At 64.7% G+C, this 15,182-nt stretch carries 16 protein-coding genes and 1 pseudogene; 5 read left to right on the top strand and 12 right to left on the bottom strand.

Going from position 1 to position 15,182, the window contains the following annotated elements:
* Positions 1-4: 4 nt before the first annotated feature.
* The 5 genes from ACZ60G_RS02655 to ACZ60G_RS02635 all read right to left on the bottom strand — a co-directional run bounded on the left by ACZ60G_RS02655 (position 5) and on the right by ACZ60G_RS02635 (position 5,274).
* Positions 5-514: a hypothetical protein gene (locus ACZ60G_RS02655; protein ID WP_465806603.1), complete on the bottom strand. Its 510-nt coding sequence runs from the start codon at positions 512-514 to the stop codon at positions 5-7.
* A gap of 207 nt (positions 515-721) precedes the next feature.
* A complete protein-coding gene (locus tag ACZ60G_RS02650) occupies positions 722-1,441 on the bottom strand; it encodes an alpha/beta fold hydrolase (protein ID WP_465806601.1) in 720 nt (239 codons plus the stop codon).
* 203 nt (positions 1,442-1,644) lie between these two features.
* Complete coding sequence (locus tag ACZ60G_RS02645; protein ID WP_465806600.1) at positions 1,645-2,892, bottom strand: ComEC/Rec2 family competence protein; 1,248 nt, start codon at positions 2,890-2,892, stop codon at positions 1,645-1,647.
* Between the two features lie 7 nt (positions 2,893-2,899).
* Entirely contained in the window at positions 2,900-4,783 is a 1,884-nt protein-coding gene (locus ACZ60G_RS02640) for a hypothetical protein (protein ID WP_465806598.1), read from the bottom strand.
* Positions 4,759-5,274: a hypothetical protein gene (locus tag ACZ60G_RS02635; RefSeq protein WP_465806597.1), complete on the bottom strand. Its 516-nt coding sequence runs from the start codon at positions 5,272-5,274 to the stop codon at positions 4,759-4,761. The genes ACZ60G_RS02640 and ACZ60G_RS02635 overlap by 25 nt, the downstream gene beginning before the upstream one ends.
* A gap of 311 nt (positions 5,275-5,585) precedes the next feature.
* Between ACZ60G_RS02635 and ACZ60G_RS02630 the strand changes: the two genes are divergently transcribed.
* Entirely contained in the window at positions 5,586-6,137 is a 552-nt protein-coding gene (locus ACZ60G_RS02630) for a DUF8020 domain-containing protein (RefSeq protein ID WP_465806595.1), read from the top strand.
* Between the two features lie 93 nt (positions 6,138-6,230).
* Here ACZ60G_RS02630 and ACZ60G_RS02625 read toward each other — a convergent pair whose 3' ends face one another.
* Together ACZ60G_RS02625 and ACZ60G_RS02620 are read right to left on the bottom strand one after the other, a co-directional pair.
* Positions 6,231-7,094: a hypothetical protein gene (locus tag ACZ60G_RS02625; protein ID WP_465806593.1), complete on the bottom strand. Its 864-nt coding sequence runs from the start codon at positions 7,092-7,094 to the stop codon at positions 6,231-6,233.
* A gap of 353 nt (positions 7,095-7,447) precedes the next feature.
* Positions 7,448-8,098 (bottom strand): TetR/AcrR family transcriptional regulator, encoded by a 651-nt coding sequence (locus ACZ60G_RS02620; protein WP_465806591.1) that lies wholly within the window; start codon positions 8,096-8,098, stop codon positions 7,448-7,450.
* A 138-nt stretch (positions 8,099-8,236) separates the two neighbouring features.
* On the opposite strand from ACZ60G_RS02620, the gene ACZ60G_RS02615 reads away from it, so the two are divergent.
* Entirely contained in the window at positions 8,237-9,721 is a 1,485-nt protein-coding gene (locus ACZ60G_RS02615; protein ID WP_465806590.1) for a long-chain-fatty-acid--CoA ligase, read from the top strand.
* A 182-nt stretch (positions 9,722-9,903) separates the two neighbouring features.
* Here the strand turns inward: ACZ60G_RS02615 and ACZ60G_RS02610 are convergent, their stop codons facing one another.
* From ACZ60G_RS02610 to ACZ60G_RS02595, 4 genes are read right to left on the bottom strand one after another with little or no spacing between them, the layout of a single operon-like run.
* A complete protein-coding gene (locus ACZ60G_RS02610) occupies positions 9,904-10,275 on the bottom strand; it encodes a hypothetical protein (protein ID WP_327093724.1) in 372 nt (123 codons plus the stop codon).
* On the bottom strand, positions 10,272-10,757 hold the full coding sequence (locus ACZ60G_RS02605; protein WP_465806589.1) for a roadblock/LC7 domain-containing protein: 486 nt from the start codon (positions 10,755-10,757) through the stop codon (positions 10,272-10,274). The genes ACZ60G_RS02610 and ACZ60G_RS02605 overlap by 4 nt, the downstream gene beginning before the upstream one ends.
* Positions 10,754-11,506: a hypothetical protein gene (locus ACZ60G_RS02600; protein ID WP_465806588.1), complete on the bottom strand. Its 753-nt coding sequence runs from the start codon at positions 11,504-11,506 to the stop codon at positions 10,754-10,756. Before ACZ60G_RS02600 ends, ACZ60G_RS02605 begins: the two co-directional genes overlap by 4 nt.
* On the bottom strand, positions 11,496-11,864 hold the full coding sequence (locus tag ACZ60G_RS02595) for a hypothetical protein (protein ID WP_465806587.1): 369 nt from the start codon (positions 11,862-11,864) through the stop codon (positions 11,496-11,498). Before ACZ60G_RS02595 ends, ACZ60G_RS02600 begins: the two co-directional genes overlap by 11 nt.
* A 616-nt stretch (positions 11,865-12,480) precedes the next feature.
* On the opposite strand from ACZ60G_RS02595, the pseudogene ACZ60G_RS02590 reads away from it, so the two are divergent.
* From ACZ60G_RS02590 to ACZ60G_RS02580, 3 genes and pseudogenes are all read left to right on the top strand, one after another.
* Positions 12,481-12,666 (top strand): annotated as a pseudogene (locus tag ACZ60G_RS02590) (flavin reductase family protein); the annotation flags it as partial.
* A 162-nt stretch (positions 12,667-12,828) separates the two neighbouring features.
* Positions 12,829-13,395, top strand: a complete 567-nt coding sequence (locus ACZ60G_RS02585) for a hypothetical protein (protein ID WP_465806586.1) — start codon at positions 12,829-12,831, stop codon at positions 13,393-13,395.
* A gap of 94 nt (positions 13,396-13,489) precedes the next feature.
* Positions 13,490-13,831, top strand: coding sequence for a hypothetical protein (locus ACZ60G_RS02580; RefSeq protein WP_465806585.1), 342 nt, complete (start codon positions 13,490-13,492; stop codon positions 13,829-13,831).
* Between the two features lie 3 nt (positions 13,832-13,834).
* On the opposite strand, the gene ACZ60G_RS02575 is transcribed toward ACZ60G_RS02580, so the two are convergent.
* Positions 13,835-15,169, bottom strand: a complete 1,335-nt coding sequence (locus tag ACZ60G_RS02575) for an aspartate aminotransferase family protein (RefSeq protein ID WP_465806584.1) — start codon at positions 15,167-15,169, stop codon at positions 13,835-13,837.
* Between the last annotated feature and the right edge of the window lie 13 nt (positions 15,170-15,182).

Raw genomic sequence — 15,182 nt, 5'->3', positions numbered from 1 at the left:
GCGTTTATCTCGGCGAGGTGGTGGGCGCGCCGGATCCATCGGTCCGGCCGTCTTGCGGGACGGGCGTGGTGATGCCGACTATCGCCCCGAGCGACGCCCCGAGTGCCCCGCCGAGCACGGCGGCAGGTCCGGCTACGACGGCGACACCAACGGCCGCACCGAGGAGCGGGCCGACAACCAATCCGGTCGGCATGAACGGGATGCCGACGATGAACCCGGCGGCCGCGCCGGCCATTGCGGCGGCTATCGCGACGGGCGCGGACACGCCCGCGGCGATGCCTGCACCAATTGCCGCACCGACGCCCGCGTCGACCGCGGTGGCGGTGCACCGGCCGGGATCTACGGGGACGCGTTCGCAGAACGCCTGGATCGGCTGCTGATCCACGGCCGGCGGCGCGTCCGGCGCGTCCACCGTCTGGATTCGGGTCAAAGATGGGATGGCAGGTGCCTGCGCGGTGGCATCCGGGGAGGCGTTCGCTACTCCGGTGCCGAGGATAACCGCAATTGGCAACATGCTCGCAATCAATATCGGACGTGATCCACGCCAACGACCGGCTTCCGGCATTCCGCACCTCCTGGACGTCTACCTCTTGGCTTTGTCGACCTCGAGCATTTGTCGCACGTCGCGGCGCAGACAGCTTAAGCGGCCGACGCGGCCGGATCGGGGATAACTGTCAAATCACGTGTGTCCCCGCAAATCTGCGGCTATGCACAGGCGTCCTCAGTGTTTGTGCCATTCGATGATCGCGGCGACGATCTCATCGGCGGCGTCTTCCTGGATGTAGTGACCGGCGTCGTCGAGCAGGACGGTTCGATGGTCGGCGAAGAGCTGCTCCCACCGGCGGCGTTCGGGTGCGCGGAACGCGACGTCCTTCGTGCCCCACACCAGCAAGGCTGGGCGGTCTCGCACGGCCTCCAGTCCCTGCTCGACTTCGGCCAGGAACGCTCTGCTGCCGAGGATTTCGCGAGGGAACACGTGCACCGGCTTACGTGATTCCGGCGTCGGGAACGGACCACGGTAGGCATCCATCACCGCCGGTGACAGTTTCTTGCGCCGGACACCCGCGGGAATGATCCGCTCGACGAAGAAGTTGCGGCGCAGGATCAGCCAGCCACCGATCGGGCCGCCCAAGAACCGTGAGAACGCCTGGGTGCCCGGATCGGATTTGGGCCAAGCCCAGGTGTTTCCGATCACGAACGCGGCAAATCGGTCGGGGTGTCGGGTGGCAACGGCGAATCCGATCGATCGCAAGCCGATGATCACGTCCCGATAGAGGAACGACCACGTCGGATTGCCGTGCAGCATGATCAGCGGCGGTCCGCTGCCCTCGTCCACATAGTGCACCCGCGAACCGTCGATCTCATCGAAGTGGTCTGCGAACGGGTACAGGTCCGCGGGGATCCAGGCCGGTCTGGAGGGGATATCGGCGTTGCTTTCCATCGCGCATCTTCTCCTTCCCGCAGGGGTTGGTCGACCAGAATTCTGCTCCGATTCGGATCGAGCGGGGGTGCAATCGGTTGACGTGTCGTATGGCCACAGTCACGGCAGCCCCGGGGGCCATTTCATGCCTTGGCGATGGAGACCGATTTGGTGTCGAGGAATCCGTCGATCTCGACGACGCGATCAGCTGCCAGGCATGAGGATCAAGCGGTGAGCGTTACCTCGGACCACAGGTCACCGTTCACGGCGATCTTGCCGGGGACGACATCGGGAGCCGTGTCGGCTCGGATGACGGTGTGATCGTGACTCACCAGCGAATCGACCAGCGACTTCTTGGGAATGGTCTTCGCCCAGCGCTTGACGAGTCCGAACGGAATCATCGCGTAACCTTCTGTCTGCCAATCCTTTTCGACGAAACGCCGGGGTGTGGCATTGTGCGAACCGTGATGTCCGACCTTGTAGAAGGCCAGGCGGGACACGAGATCGACATTGTGCGGATCGGACAGGACGTACTCCCATGCACCCTGCTGCGCGTCTCCCGGGAATAGCAACCGGGTTCCGGCGATATCCAGCACGAAGAAGACACTGGTGTTGTTGACCGCGTTCTCGAGTATCGAGGCGGCGCGCAGCAGTCGATCGTCATCGTCGGCGAGATCGTCCAGGTCCAGATCCGCCTTCGCCTGAAGCAGGCGGTCCGGCAGGGTATTCCGCGCGATATAGCGCCGGTTGAACAGCGGCGTCGGCCCGCCGTCGCTCGCCGCGGACGCGCCCGCGCGTGCCAGGGGCCACGATTGCTTCGCAGGCGGATCCATGCGCTTCAGGAATCGGGCATCGCGCGGCGGCCCGAGGATATGTGCGACGAGCCCGACGCGATCCACGGCGATCGTATTCTCGGTTTCGTCCTGGCTCGGCAGGTACCGCACCCGATGGGGTGCGGCGAATCCGCTGAAATTGCGGCCGAGGAGTCGATCGGTCGCGGCGGCATTGCCCTGCGAGTTCACCGCGAATGCCTGTGCCTGTTCGACGGTCGCCGACATGCGACGCCCGTTGCCGCGCCGCTCGATCAGCGCGAGCAGACCGTTCGCGGCATCGGCCTGTCCGCTGCGGATCCGTCGCGCGTCCTCGTCGTCGGGGTCCTCGACGAATGGCACCCACACCTCGTCCACGGTCACCTGTTCCCATTCCCGGCAGGCGAATCCGGTGATGTGATCGGCGTGGTGATGGGTGGCGACCACGATGTCCAGATGCGGTCGGTGGTGCGGATCAGCCTCGGTGAGGTCGGCGATGATGGCCTGCACGGAGTCGCGGATCGGGCGTGCCCGGCCCTGGCTGTGCACGCCGCAGTCGACCAGCATGCGCCAGGTTTCGTTCTTGCGCCGCACCGTGACGGTGAAGGCGTCGCCGAATCCGACGTTGTACATCCGGACGGCAATTGTTGTCGGCGTTGACATTTCGTACCTACTCATCCGTTAGCGCGTGGATCGCCGCGAAGTCGAGGCGGTGGATTGCGTGCTCGGCAGTCCATGCGCTCAGCGCGTCGTCGGCTTCCAGCCGGTCGAACCATTCCCGCATCGCGGCCAGCCGCAGCTTGCCCGCCCGGTGGTGGAATGCGATGGCAGTGTCGTCAGCCGCCGACGACTCGTCGCTGAACGGCAGCGGCTTGGCGATCACATAGTCCACGCTCCCGTCGGCACTGACGACGAGCGCGGTCCCGGCACGGATCACCGGTTGTTGCTTCCCCTGGCCCGCATCCTCGAGATCCGTGCGACGCTGCAGCAACTGGATGGCCAATTCGGGACGCGGTAACCGATCGCCTGCCATGCGGTACGAGACGTGGATTCCCTCGCAGCTGATTTTGAAGTTCGGATCCAGTCCGATTCGGGCGGCGTTCGCGTTGGCCCATCCGATGAGCTCCTGGGCGACCTGCTCGAAAACGGAACGTCGGGTCGAAGAACCGTCCCGACCGGAGGTGCCGTTGCCGTCGAGCACAGCGGGGGTACGCAATTCGCCCGGAATGCCGATCGGGTCGAGATCCTTCGATGCGGACAGGATGACCCTGGACAAATCGACCGGGTGATCGCCGTCGCCGAGGTTCATCGGATTGTCCGGTCGTTGCCAGACCAGCGCTTCATCGGTCAGCGAGGTGACGCTTACCGGCCAGATGCCGCGCCGCCGCAGCGCCTCCACGAGGGTGCTGCGCAGGTGTTGCCGATCCTCCGGATAGAGTCCGCGATCCGCGGTGACGATCGCCCGGACGACATCGCCGAATGTGACGTCCAATACCGGGAGATAGTCGAAACTCCGCACGACCATCCCGAGCATCCGGTCCGCGGTCTTGACCGCCTCGTCGGCGATCCGAGATACCAGATCCGGGTGCAGGCGACCGGGCGGCAGCACTCCGGTGCCGCCACTGGCGATCCGCAGCAGGTCCGCGATGGCGCTCTGGTAAGAGTCCCGGTACGCGTCGAATACCGCCGCCACGAAACACGCACCGCGTTCGTGCGGCTCCTGTGCCGCGCGAAATCGTTCGGGTGTGCGGCTGAGGTCACTTATCGCCGAACGCAATGCCGCGCCGCGTCCGGTGGACTCACCGAACTCCCGGGCCAGGTCCAGCAGCCCCGCGCTCTTTTCGAGTTCTCCCGACGTGGTCGCGATCGCGTCGAGTACTACGTCTCGGTGGGAGAAATGCTGGAACAGCGCGATCAAGTCGGCGACGGCCTCGTGCCAGGCGAAGACATCCCGGTTGGTGGATTCGTTGTACAGCCGCCGGATTCGATGCACGATCGCATGCGTCACCTCGTGCGCGATGATGTCGCTCGACAGGCAGGTGAAGATGACCTGTCCGGGCAGATTGGCGCCCGGATTCTCGGCATCGGCTTGGTAATAGCCGAACAGCAAGGCGCGGCGCCGCGGATCGAAATATGCGTTCTGCCCTTCGAAGGCGTGCGGGACCAGACGCAGGATCTGGTCGCGGTGCCACCGGAATCGACGTCCCATGAACCGTTCGAACCGCTCGATGACGCTCATCGCGACCGCGTAGACGATCTGTTGGTGCGCACGGGGGTCGGTTTCGGTCGGTCGAATTCCGTCCTGTGCCAAGACAAATGGATCGTCGAGATCGACCGGTTCGTACCAGGCATTGCGGCTGGCGTCGAAGTCGACCACCTGCACGAGTTTGCCGTCGGGGCCCGGTCCTCGGATGTGTTCGAACGGGATATCCAGTGTGAGGAACTGGCCGGACAGCCGCGTCGACATCGGGTCGAATGCGAAGGTGCGCAGTCTGCGCCGGGCCGGCGGACAGATTCCGCTCGCGTACTCTACTGAATTCGCAATTTCGTCCATTGCTCGTCTTCCCACATGACATCCCGGGGGATTCGTTTGCCATACGTTGTGCCGCTCTCGCACCGTGACCGCACGCTCGCGTGCACCCGAGCGCCCGCCGGAACCTGCCGTCGGCGGTAGGTGAGCAGGGCCCAGATCCAGCCCATTCGGTGCACGCTGCCGTTCGCATGCTCGGGGCTTATCGCGCAGGTGTCCAGGTACGCCCCGGCGCGCAGCAGCAATCCGGCCTCGAACGCACCGTCGGTGATCCACTCGAGCGCGATTTCGGCCAACTTCGGATCGTCCTCGAAGGTCCCGCCGACGTCGGAGTGGATACCGGCGAACCAGGCCTCGGTGCGCACCGGCCGGTTCCCCTTCGGAATGACCAGATATTTCGTGGCATCGCTCAGGTCCAGCATCTCGAACAGGCGGACCACATCGGTGCTACCGCCGGCGCGGACCTGATTGCCTGTTCTGTCGAGACAGATGACGATGTTCTTACCGGTGGACACGCAATGAGTGTGGGCCCGTCGAGCCGTGAAATATCGAGTAGTGCGGTACCTGAGTTTCGCGCCGATCGGCCATCGATTTTCCGGCGTTCGATGGCGCGTTGCGTACTTCGACGATGCGCTCGGTGGAGAAATCGAGTCGACCACGCTGTGTTATTCGATCGGAATCCGATTTCCAATCCCCTAGGGGGTAAAACCGACTTTTATTCCGTGAAGAAGTTGTCGACTCAATCAAATGAGCGGAGCATCATTATAGCTATCCGGTGCCGTTTGTCGGGGAACGTCAATCAAAATCGGAAATGATTGGAAGTCCAATGTTCTTCAAGAAATTGTTAGCGACCGCCTTTATGGCCGTCGCGGCGACCGGCATAGCCACTGCTACCGCACATGGTGAGGGGATGCTGACAGATGTCAGCCTCAACGCCGCGGACGGACCGATCGCCTACACAACGACTCTCGCAGCCGATCACACGAGCGCTCTGGTGAGCCTGGCCTCCGGCAGATTCGTCGTCACACCCGATGCCGTCACGGTCCTCGCGGACAATGGTGCGGTAGTCGGCAGCATCCCGACGACCCTGCGTACCGAAGCTGGACAGAGCCTCGCGGTGACACCGGCGCTGGACAGCACCAGCACGCAATTGACCCTCACGCCGGTCGGTGGACCGACAACTGAGGCCGTCAACTCCCAGAATATGCCCGGCGTGCAGCAGGCCTGGGGACCGATTTCGATCGCTGTCGGCGCAACCATCGGTTGCTTGGTCGGCGTTGCGATCGGTATCTGGTTCTTCCTGGTCGGCGCCATCGTCGGCTGCGCGATCGGGGCAGCCATCGGTGCGGCGATCGGCTTCTTCTCGCCGTTCCCGTGATAGGTCACCCATCGGAGGTAATCGAACACAATGCAAGCGGGCCGGGCGCCTATCGGCAGCCCGGCCCTCTCGTGTCCGCTTGCGTTGCGGGCGTTACCTGGTCAGTGCCGTTTCGCGCGCGGGGGGGCGGCGATCGGCTGTCCTGGTTCGACGAACCATCCGGCGGCGGACCTGGGGGTCGTAAACGGCCAGGTCGTCGTCGAAAGCCAGCTGTTCCCAGAGGAATACGTTGGTGTCCGACGCTTCTTGGGCGGACTGCTCCGGCGTGCTTTCCGCCGCAGCGACATTCGGCTGGGGAGCCGAGATCAGTCGAACTGTGAAGCCTTGCTTGCGCAGGCTCATGGCACCGGCGGCCAGTGCGGCACCGCATGCGGTGACGGCGCTGAGTGTGGCGGCGAAATCGAGACCGGCGCTGGCGATTCGGTGCTCACCCCCGAGGTCGATCGCCGAATTATTACCGAAGAGCCAGCTGAAAAGTCCGCTCTGGTTCGCGGATTCGGTGATTTCACGCAACTCCGGCGCTTTGCCGTTGAGGTAGGACAAAGCGGCGAGTACGAAAAGGGCGGCGGCAATGCTGCAGCCCAGCACCAGATAGGAAAGCAGCCGACTACGGAGCCGGAAATACATCACGGTCCCCACGACCGCACCGGCGACCGCCAGTGTGGTGAGGACGGCCCAGGTGCTGCTGATGCTCACCACGGATTGGAATGAGCCGGTGGTGAATCCGTCGATTCGGCCGAAGGCGTTGGAGGTGACGGTGCCGTTGGGTCCGGTTGCCGAAATCCAGGGCTGGAACAGTAGTAGGAAGGTGACCAGACCCAGACCCGGGGCACACAGATACCCCCAATCGGATCGTAGATCGAAACGTTGTGCGGTCACCTCGCCGATGAGATCGTCATCGTTCCCGGGGCGACCGAGCTGAACATTGTTTTCTTGCCAAGGCGTTGTGTGTGCCATTTCTAACCACACCTGCTGTGCCACTTCCGGTTTCGAGGAAGCGGACGCTGCGGGGCATGTCCTCCTGGGACGAATAATAGGAATTGGTACAGACGACATCGTCTGTTAACAGGAAGTTACGTTAGGACTCCGCGGTCTGCGGGGCAACGTGACCCCATGCACACGAAACTTGTGAAACGGTCGTGATACGAGTGCCGCGGGGGATGATGAATTCGATGAAACTTGCTCTCTTGTAGGTGTTTTCGCGGTCGGCGAAATGTGGGGCAGCCGCGCCGGTAAGCTTGCGACAACTGCGCAGGCTGTGACCTGATAGACAGACTGCTCGGGATGCCTACCAGCGCACCGGGATCGAGCTACAGAGTGTGCGGCAGCAACCGGTAGCGCCCGTCGAGCCCATCCAGCAGCGATTCGAGACCGACCTCGAATGCGTCCTGATCGATGCGCTGCTGCCGCTCGGCGAGCAGATGTGCCTCGTTCAGGTGCGGGTACTCCTCGGCGTAGACCTCGGCGTCGGCGGGGAAGCCTGCGACGAACGAGCCGAGCGACGATCCGGTGAGGAAGTACCGCATCAGCGTGCCCACGGTCGTGGCTTCCCGGCGGGGCCAATTCGCCGCGACCAAACCGCCGAATACGGCATCGGCCATGCGCAATGCATTGGGCCGGAGACCGGGGCCGCTCGCCAGTGCCGGGACGATATTGGGATGCGCGGCGACCGCGCTGCGATAGGAATGGGCCCAGCGGCGCAGCGCCGATCGCCAGTCCGGATTATCGGCCGACAGTTCCCCGAACATCGAGGTGTCCACCTCGCCGAGCACGGAATCGACCACCGCATCGATGATTTCGTCCTTGGTGCCGACGTGGTTGTACAGCGACGGTCCCTGCACGCCGAGTTCGGCGGCGAGACGGCGGGTCGAAACCGCGGCCAGCCCATCCGCATCGACGAGGGCCAATGCGGTCTCGATGATGCGCTCGTGGGTGAGCAGCGGTCGGCGGGGTCGGGCCATGTATCGCCTCCTCTCGGTGCTCGCATTCTTGCAGCAGCCGGATAAAACTTGCGCCGCTAGTTTCCGTCCCGTACGGTTGGCCGGAAACTTGCGCTGCTAGTTTTGGAGAGCGATGACCAGATTCACCGGGCGTGCGGCATGAACGCGACACTGTCCCTGGCGAGCATCCCGGCCGAACAGGCGAGACGGCGACCCGACCGGATCGCGCTGATAGAAGGCGTGCAGCGGATCACCTTCGCGGAGTTGTGGCACCGGGCGCGGAGCCAGGCCGCCGCCTTGATCGAACTCGGTGTGCGGCCGGGCGACCGGGTGGCGCTGATGTGCCCGAATACCACCGAGTTTCCGGCCGCCTACTACGCGATCATCGCCGCGGGTGCGGTGGTGGTCCCGGTGCATCTGCTGCTGACGGCGGGTGAGGCCGAACATGTGCTGCGCGACAGCGATGCGCGCCTGCTGGTGTGTCATCCGTGGTTCGCGGAGGTGGGCCGGGCGGCCGCGACCGCTGCTCGGGTATCCCTGGTCGAGCCGAATTCCCTTGATGCACAACCCATTGCGAACTTCGTCACGCGGCGCCCCGAGGATCCGGCAGTGGTGTTCTACACCAGCGGGACCACCGGTCGCCCCAAGGGCGCCGAGCTCAGCCACCTGAATATGGTGCTGAACGCGACGGTGAATGCCTTCGACGCCAACGATGTTCGCGGCGATGACGTGGCACTCGGCGCGCTGCCGCTGTTCCATGTATTCGGACAGACGGTCTCGATGAATGCCACCTGGCGGGCCGGTGCCACCCTGGTGCTGCTGCCCCGCTTCGAGGCCGCCGAAGCCATCCGCCTGATGAAGACCCAGGGTGTCAACACTTTTCACGGCGTACCGACCATGTATGTCGGCTTGATCAACGCAGCCCGCGACTTGCCCGATCCGCCGCGGCTGCGGCTGTGCATCTCCGGTGGCGCATCGCTGCCGCAGCCGGTGCTGGAGGCATTCGAGGAGGTCTTCGGTGCGCGGATCCTGGAAGGCTACGGGCTGTCGGAGACCTCGCCGACGGCGGCGGTGAACCAGCCGGACTTCGGCGTCAAACCCGGGACGGTCGGACATTCGGTCTGGGGCGTCGATGTGGAGATCGCGGATCCGTCCGAAACGAGGCGGATTGCGCTGCTGCCCACCGGTGAACTCGGCGAGGTGGTCATCCGCGGCCACAATGTCTTCAATGGGTATCTCGGGAAGCCGGAGGTCACGGCGGCGGCGGTGGTCGACGGCTGGTTCCGCACCGGTGATCTGGGTGTCAAGGATGCCGACGGCTATCTGACGATCGTCGACCGGATCAAGGACATGATCATCCGTGGCGGGTTCAACGTGTACCCGACTGAGGTCGAAGAGGCGCTGCTGCGGCATCCGGATATCGCCGCGGTCGCCGTCATCGGAGTGCCGGATGAGACCTACGGCGAGGAGGTCTGCGCGGTCGTCGTGCCCGCGGCGCCGGTGACCGCCGAAGACGTGATCGCCTACGGTCGTGCGCATTTGGCGAAGCACAAGTATCCGCGACGGGTAGAGTTCGTCGCGGAACTTCCGCTCGGGCCGAGTCACAAGGTGCTCAAGCGAGAGCTGAAGAAGCAGTTCATCTGAGAATTCTCGCCCGACCGTGTAGGGCTGAATAATTGGACCCGTCCCCGCAATCTACTCAGCCTTCAATCCCTGGATGATCGGTGGCGGCGGAAAGCTCTAGCCCGCAACGCGATTCACCTCGACGCCGGGCGGTGCGGTCGATGTCCACACCGCTCGGCTGCGAAAGGTGTTGCACCGCAAGGTCACACCTCGAGGTCCTCTTCGATGGACTTGAGTCGGTGCCGGGCCAGCGCGAGGTTCGCCCGGCCGCGGTCCAGGGCGATATAGAGGAACAGCCCCTTGGACTTGCGGCCGGTCATCGGGCGGATGATGTGGTATTGGCCGGTCAGCGTGATGAGGACATCCTCGATATCCTCCTTGATCTGGAGCTGCTCGATGGTCCGCAGTTTGGCGCGCACCACCTCGGTATTGCCCGCCGCGGCGACCTGCAGATCCAGAGCCTTGGAACTGCCGAGCATGCCGAGGGCCATGCCGCTGCTGTAGTCGACGACGGCGGCGCCGATCGCGCCGTCTATCCCCATCATGTCCTTCAGCGCCAGATCCATATTCGTCATATCGGTTCCTTTCGATCGGTTTTCCAGGTCCGGTCTTTTCCGGAGTCGGTGGCCGTCAGGTGATCGGCGATGTTGCGGGCGACCGGGCGCGGTTCCAGGTGCAGGCGGCCGACATTCACCTCGGGTCCGGCGAGCACCATCAGCGAGGCCCAGCCCGCCGCGTAGATCACCGCGTGCCCGCCGGTGCCGTGCACCACGACCTCGTGGAATCCGCCGCCGTGCGCGGTGGCGGCCAGCTGATACGACAGCGACAGATGGGCCGAGGCCAGCGCGGCCATGCGGGTCGGCTCGATATCGGGTGGCAGATCGTGTGCGACGAGCAGTCCGTCGCTGGAGGCGACGAGCGTGCCGGTCAGATGAGGAAGACGATCGCGTAGCACCTTCAGTTCCGCCAGCACCGCCGCATTCGGTTCGGGTCCGGACATCGCCACCTTCGTCAACCTTCCCATCAACTCGCCGAGCAGTTTCTTCCGCGCGGTCACGCAAGCTCCTCCAACGCCGCGCGGAGGCGGACGAGCACATCGCGGTCGACCGGCTCCCAGCTCTGCGGGTGCGCGACCGGAGCCCGGCGCACCCGGCGCGGGAGAAATTGCCGCGGCTCGGTGCCCAGATCGGGCGGCTCGATCAGCCCCGCCGCGGTCAGCTCGCGCACCGCGACCAGCGCGCCATAGCTGGTGCGGCCCAGGTCGTGGGCGATGCCGGTGACGCTGCGCCTGCTGTCGGCGGCGGCTAGTACTTCGGTCTGGCCGCCGCTGAGCGTGACGCGTCTGCGCCGGACGCGGCGCACCGGCACGACGGGAGCGCGGTCGACCAGTTCCGCGGGCCATGGTTCGGCCTCCGGATCACCCCGCCGGGCGCATTCGTGCAGCAGTACCCGTGGCGGGATGTGGCAGACCGGGGCCAACCAATGCGGCGGCGCCGATCGGAATTCCGGAACAACCGGCGTGGCGAGCAGAAAGTAGGCGGCGTCGAACACCGACAGCAATGCCAGAGTTTCCAGTCGAGGCAGGACCGGCACACCGCCCGGATCGCCGGCCGCGGCCCGTTTCCATTCCGCCGCGGTCGCCACACCGGCCGCGATCGCGAGTCGTTCCAGATCGGTGGTGCGCAGACAGTCGGCGGCGGTTATCGCGCCGTCCGCGAGGTGAAATGCGCCATCGCCCGCGCACAGCACTCCGGTACATCTTTGCTTTTCCAGTCGCCGCAGTTCGGTCGCGACGTCAACGACCATGAGCGTCCTCGAACAATTCGCTGAGAATTGTGCGGAGTCGAAATCTCGCGATGGCCAGATTTCCGGTGTCCTCGTCGAATAGCACGTGTACGAAAAGGCGGCCGTCGAAGTCGCCGTTCACCAGATTCAACAGGTGATAGCCGCGGGTGCCGCACACGATGATCTCGGTGAGGTCGTCGTCGCGGTCGGTCGCCAGCGCCGGACAGCCGAGCACCGTGCGGACCACATCGGTGGTGGTAGCGGCGTCCTCGTGTTGATCGACGTGGTCGTGCCGACCCGCCGCGGCGATCGCCAGACCGCTCGCGCTGTCCACCATCGTCACGCTGCGCGCACCGGGAATGTCCATGATGCGTTTCAAACAGTCGTCGATACCGATCACCGCGTCCGGCCTGTCATTTCGGGGATTCCAGCGGTCCAGACGCTACACACTGCGGACGGGTGATGGAAGACGAATTCTTCAGATTGCTCGGCGCGCGACGCATATCCGCCGGATACGCGGCTAAGAATACCCTGCGGTATCAATACCTTTCGGTATCCAAAATGCCGGACCGGCTGAATGTGGCACGGAATCCCCACTTTTCGGCAGCCCGCGCTCGAATGCCATTCGGTATTAACGACTGTTGGCGCCGAGGTAACGAGAATCGCTGCGGTAGTAGAGAACCGGGATTTCGATCAGCAAACGTGTATGTCCAGCATAGCTACTGTCTGGCGAACAAACGACCAGGCGGCCCAGCGGTGCGGGGCGACGCAGCCCGGGCGCAGCCGGTGTGCGGATGCGGGGCTCGGTCGGGTGGCGGGGCGATTCCGGCGAGGAGGCCGAAACTCAGTGCGTAGCGCCCGCGCCACCTTCGTCTCGGCACAGCACTTCCTGATCAACGTCCTGGCCGCCGATCAATCCGATATCGCGATGCGGTTCGCGAAATCCGGCGTAGACCGTTTCGCCGCGGGCGACATGCACCCCTGCGAACTCGACCTACCCCGGCCTCCCCGACGCCGCCGCCCGCCTGGCCTGCGAACTGGTGAACGTCGTATACGGCGGCGACCACGGCATCCTGACCAGCCGAGTGCATTCGACCTACGTCAGCAATCGAATGCCATTGGTCTACCGGAACAGGCTGTTCAATCAGCCGACCTCGGTCACCGAGATGGCGGGCACCTAGATCTGCGCCACGTCGAGGGCGTCGAGCCTCGGGGGTTCCCGCTTCTTCTATCGATTGTGTGGAAGCTGCTGCGGTACTCCTCAGCTTCGGCCAGGATAAGACTCGTTGGTATGCGAGTTCTTCCCAGCAACACCCCCACACTTTCTGGAAGGGAGCTCGAATATGGCAGCACAGGATGTAGCTACTGAAAAGCGGTCGATGGAAGGCATCCACGCAGGCGACGAGATCGATGTGGCCAGGCGGGATGCGGAAATGGCACAGATCCAGTGCCAGGCCTTCTGCAATGAGGCCCGGATAGACGCACAGAACGCCCGCCAGGCCGCGGGCCAGGCTGCGGCCCTGGCACGCCAGGTGCAGGGGCAGGCGCGGCAGGTGAACAATCAGGCCCAGATCGCGCACCAGAGCGCGATCCAGGCGGTTCAGCAGTCGCAGCAGGCTCGTCATCAGGCGCAGCAGGCCACACATCAGGCGCAGCAGGCCCAGAGCGAGGCGGATCGGGCGCAGAGCCAGGCACAGCAGGCCGAAAGTCTGGCGCAGCAAGCTCAGGGGGAGGCCAACCAGCTGCAGCAGCGGGCGGTCGGTGCGCAAGGCCAGGCCGATGAGGCCACCCAGTTGGCGCAGCGGGCTGAGGATCTGGCGGCGCGGGCGGAGGACCGGGCCAATCAGGCCGACATGCAGCTGAACCATCTCCGGCAGCAGGCCAGGCACCTGCAGATGCTCGGCCGCTGACCAGGCGCAGACCCGTGTGATACCGGCGACCGGCCACACCAAGCCAAGTGGTGTGGCCGGTCCCCGGCCACCATCGCCACCTACACTGGCCCGCATGTCTGTGCCACGGATGCTCGCATTGTCCGCGTTCGCCCTGCTCACGCCCCTCGCGGTGGCGGCGTGCACGTCCGAAGGGGCCGGATATAAGTCCGAGTGCCAGGTCAGCGGTTGTACGGTCACCTTCACGCGTGGCGTGAACGCGAAGGCCAGTGTGCTCGGCATCGAAGCGGAACTCGTTGCGGTGAACGGCAATACGGTCACGCTGAAGGTGGCCGGTCAGCAGGTCGATATTCCGGTCGGGCAGACCCAGGCCACCAACGGGTTCAGCGCGACGGTGCAGGACGTCACCGATGACAAGGTCGTGGTTCGGATCAACACCGGCGTCAACAGTAATTGATCCTCAGCCGCTGGTGACTGCGTCGCCGATGGCTTGATCGAGGATGGAAAGGCCGCGGGCCAGTTCGTCTTCGGTGGCGGTCAGGGGCGGGGCGATGCGGAAGACGCCGCCCATTCCTGGGAGCTGCACGATATTCATGTGCAGCCCCAGCTCCAAACAGCGCCGCGTGACGAGTGCGCCGAGTTCGTCTGAGCCCTGCTTGGTTTCGCGGTCGAGGACGAGTTCCAGCCCGACGAGTAGGCCGCGGCCTCTGATATCGCCGACTACGCTGTGCCGACGGCCGATTCGCTCCAGGCCGCGACGGAGGAACGTGCCGAGTTCCGCGGCACGGTCGTCGAGACGGTCGCGAAGGAGGACATCCAGCACGGTATTGCCGACCGCCGCGACCAGCGGATCCGAGACGTGGGTGGTGAAGAACAGGAACCCGTGATCGTGTGCCCGCTGCTCGATTTCCGCACTGGTGACCACGGCCGCGAGCGGCAGCCCCGCGCCGAGCGTCTTGGACAGGGTCAGAATGTCCGGTACGACACCGTCGCGCTCGAATGCGTACCAGGATCCGGTGCGGCACAGACCGGTTTGCGCCTCGTCCAGGATCAGCAGCATGCCGCGCTCGCGACACTTGTCCCGCAGCGCGGCGAAGTAGCCGGGCGGCGGTTCGACGACGCCGCCGGAACTGAGAATCGGTTCCACCAGGCAGGCCGCGAGGCTGCCCACTGACTGAGCGTCGATCAGCTCGAACGCGAAGTCGAGTTGCCGCCGCCAGTCGAGTTCGCCAGCGGCCGTGGTGAAATCGGGACGATACGAATTCGGTACGGGGATGGCGAAATTCCCTGGTGCGGCGGGACCGTAGCCCTTGCGCCCCGCGCTGTAGGTGGCACTCGCCGCCGCCTGCGTCATACCGTGCCAGGAACGCGCGAACGACACGATCTCATGTTTTCCGGTAACCAGCTTGGCCATTCGGATCGCGGCTTCATTCGACTCCGCACCGGTGGTCAGCAGCAGAACTTTTTCCAAAGGTTCGGGCAAGGTCTCGGCCAGTCGCCGGGCCAGGTCGACGACCGGACGACTCAGCATGCCGCTGAACAGATGGTCGAGCTCACCGACCTGGCGTCGAACCGTGGCGACGATGTCCGGATGTGCGTGTCCGAGGATGGCACTCATCTGGCCGGAGGTGAAATCCAGTATCTCCCTGCCACTTTCGGTGTACAGGAAGCTGCCTGCGGCGCGAGTGATGATCTCGCGGGTGAATTCGCCCGCACCCGCATAGCGAATGAGGTGCCGATCGGCGTCGGCCCAGAAGTCGTCGGTGGACAGTGCTGCGGTGATTGGAGCGGCCATATTTTCGACGGTA

This window comes from Nocardia sp. NPDC102475, assembly GCF_055584605.1.
This window is presented reverse-complemented; position numbering and strand designations above follow the sequence as displayed.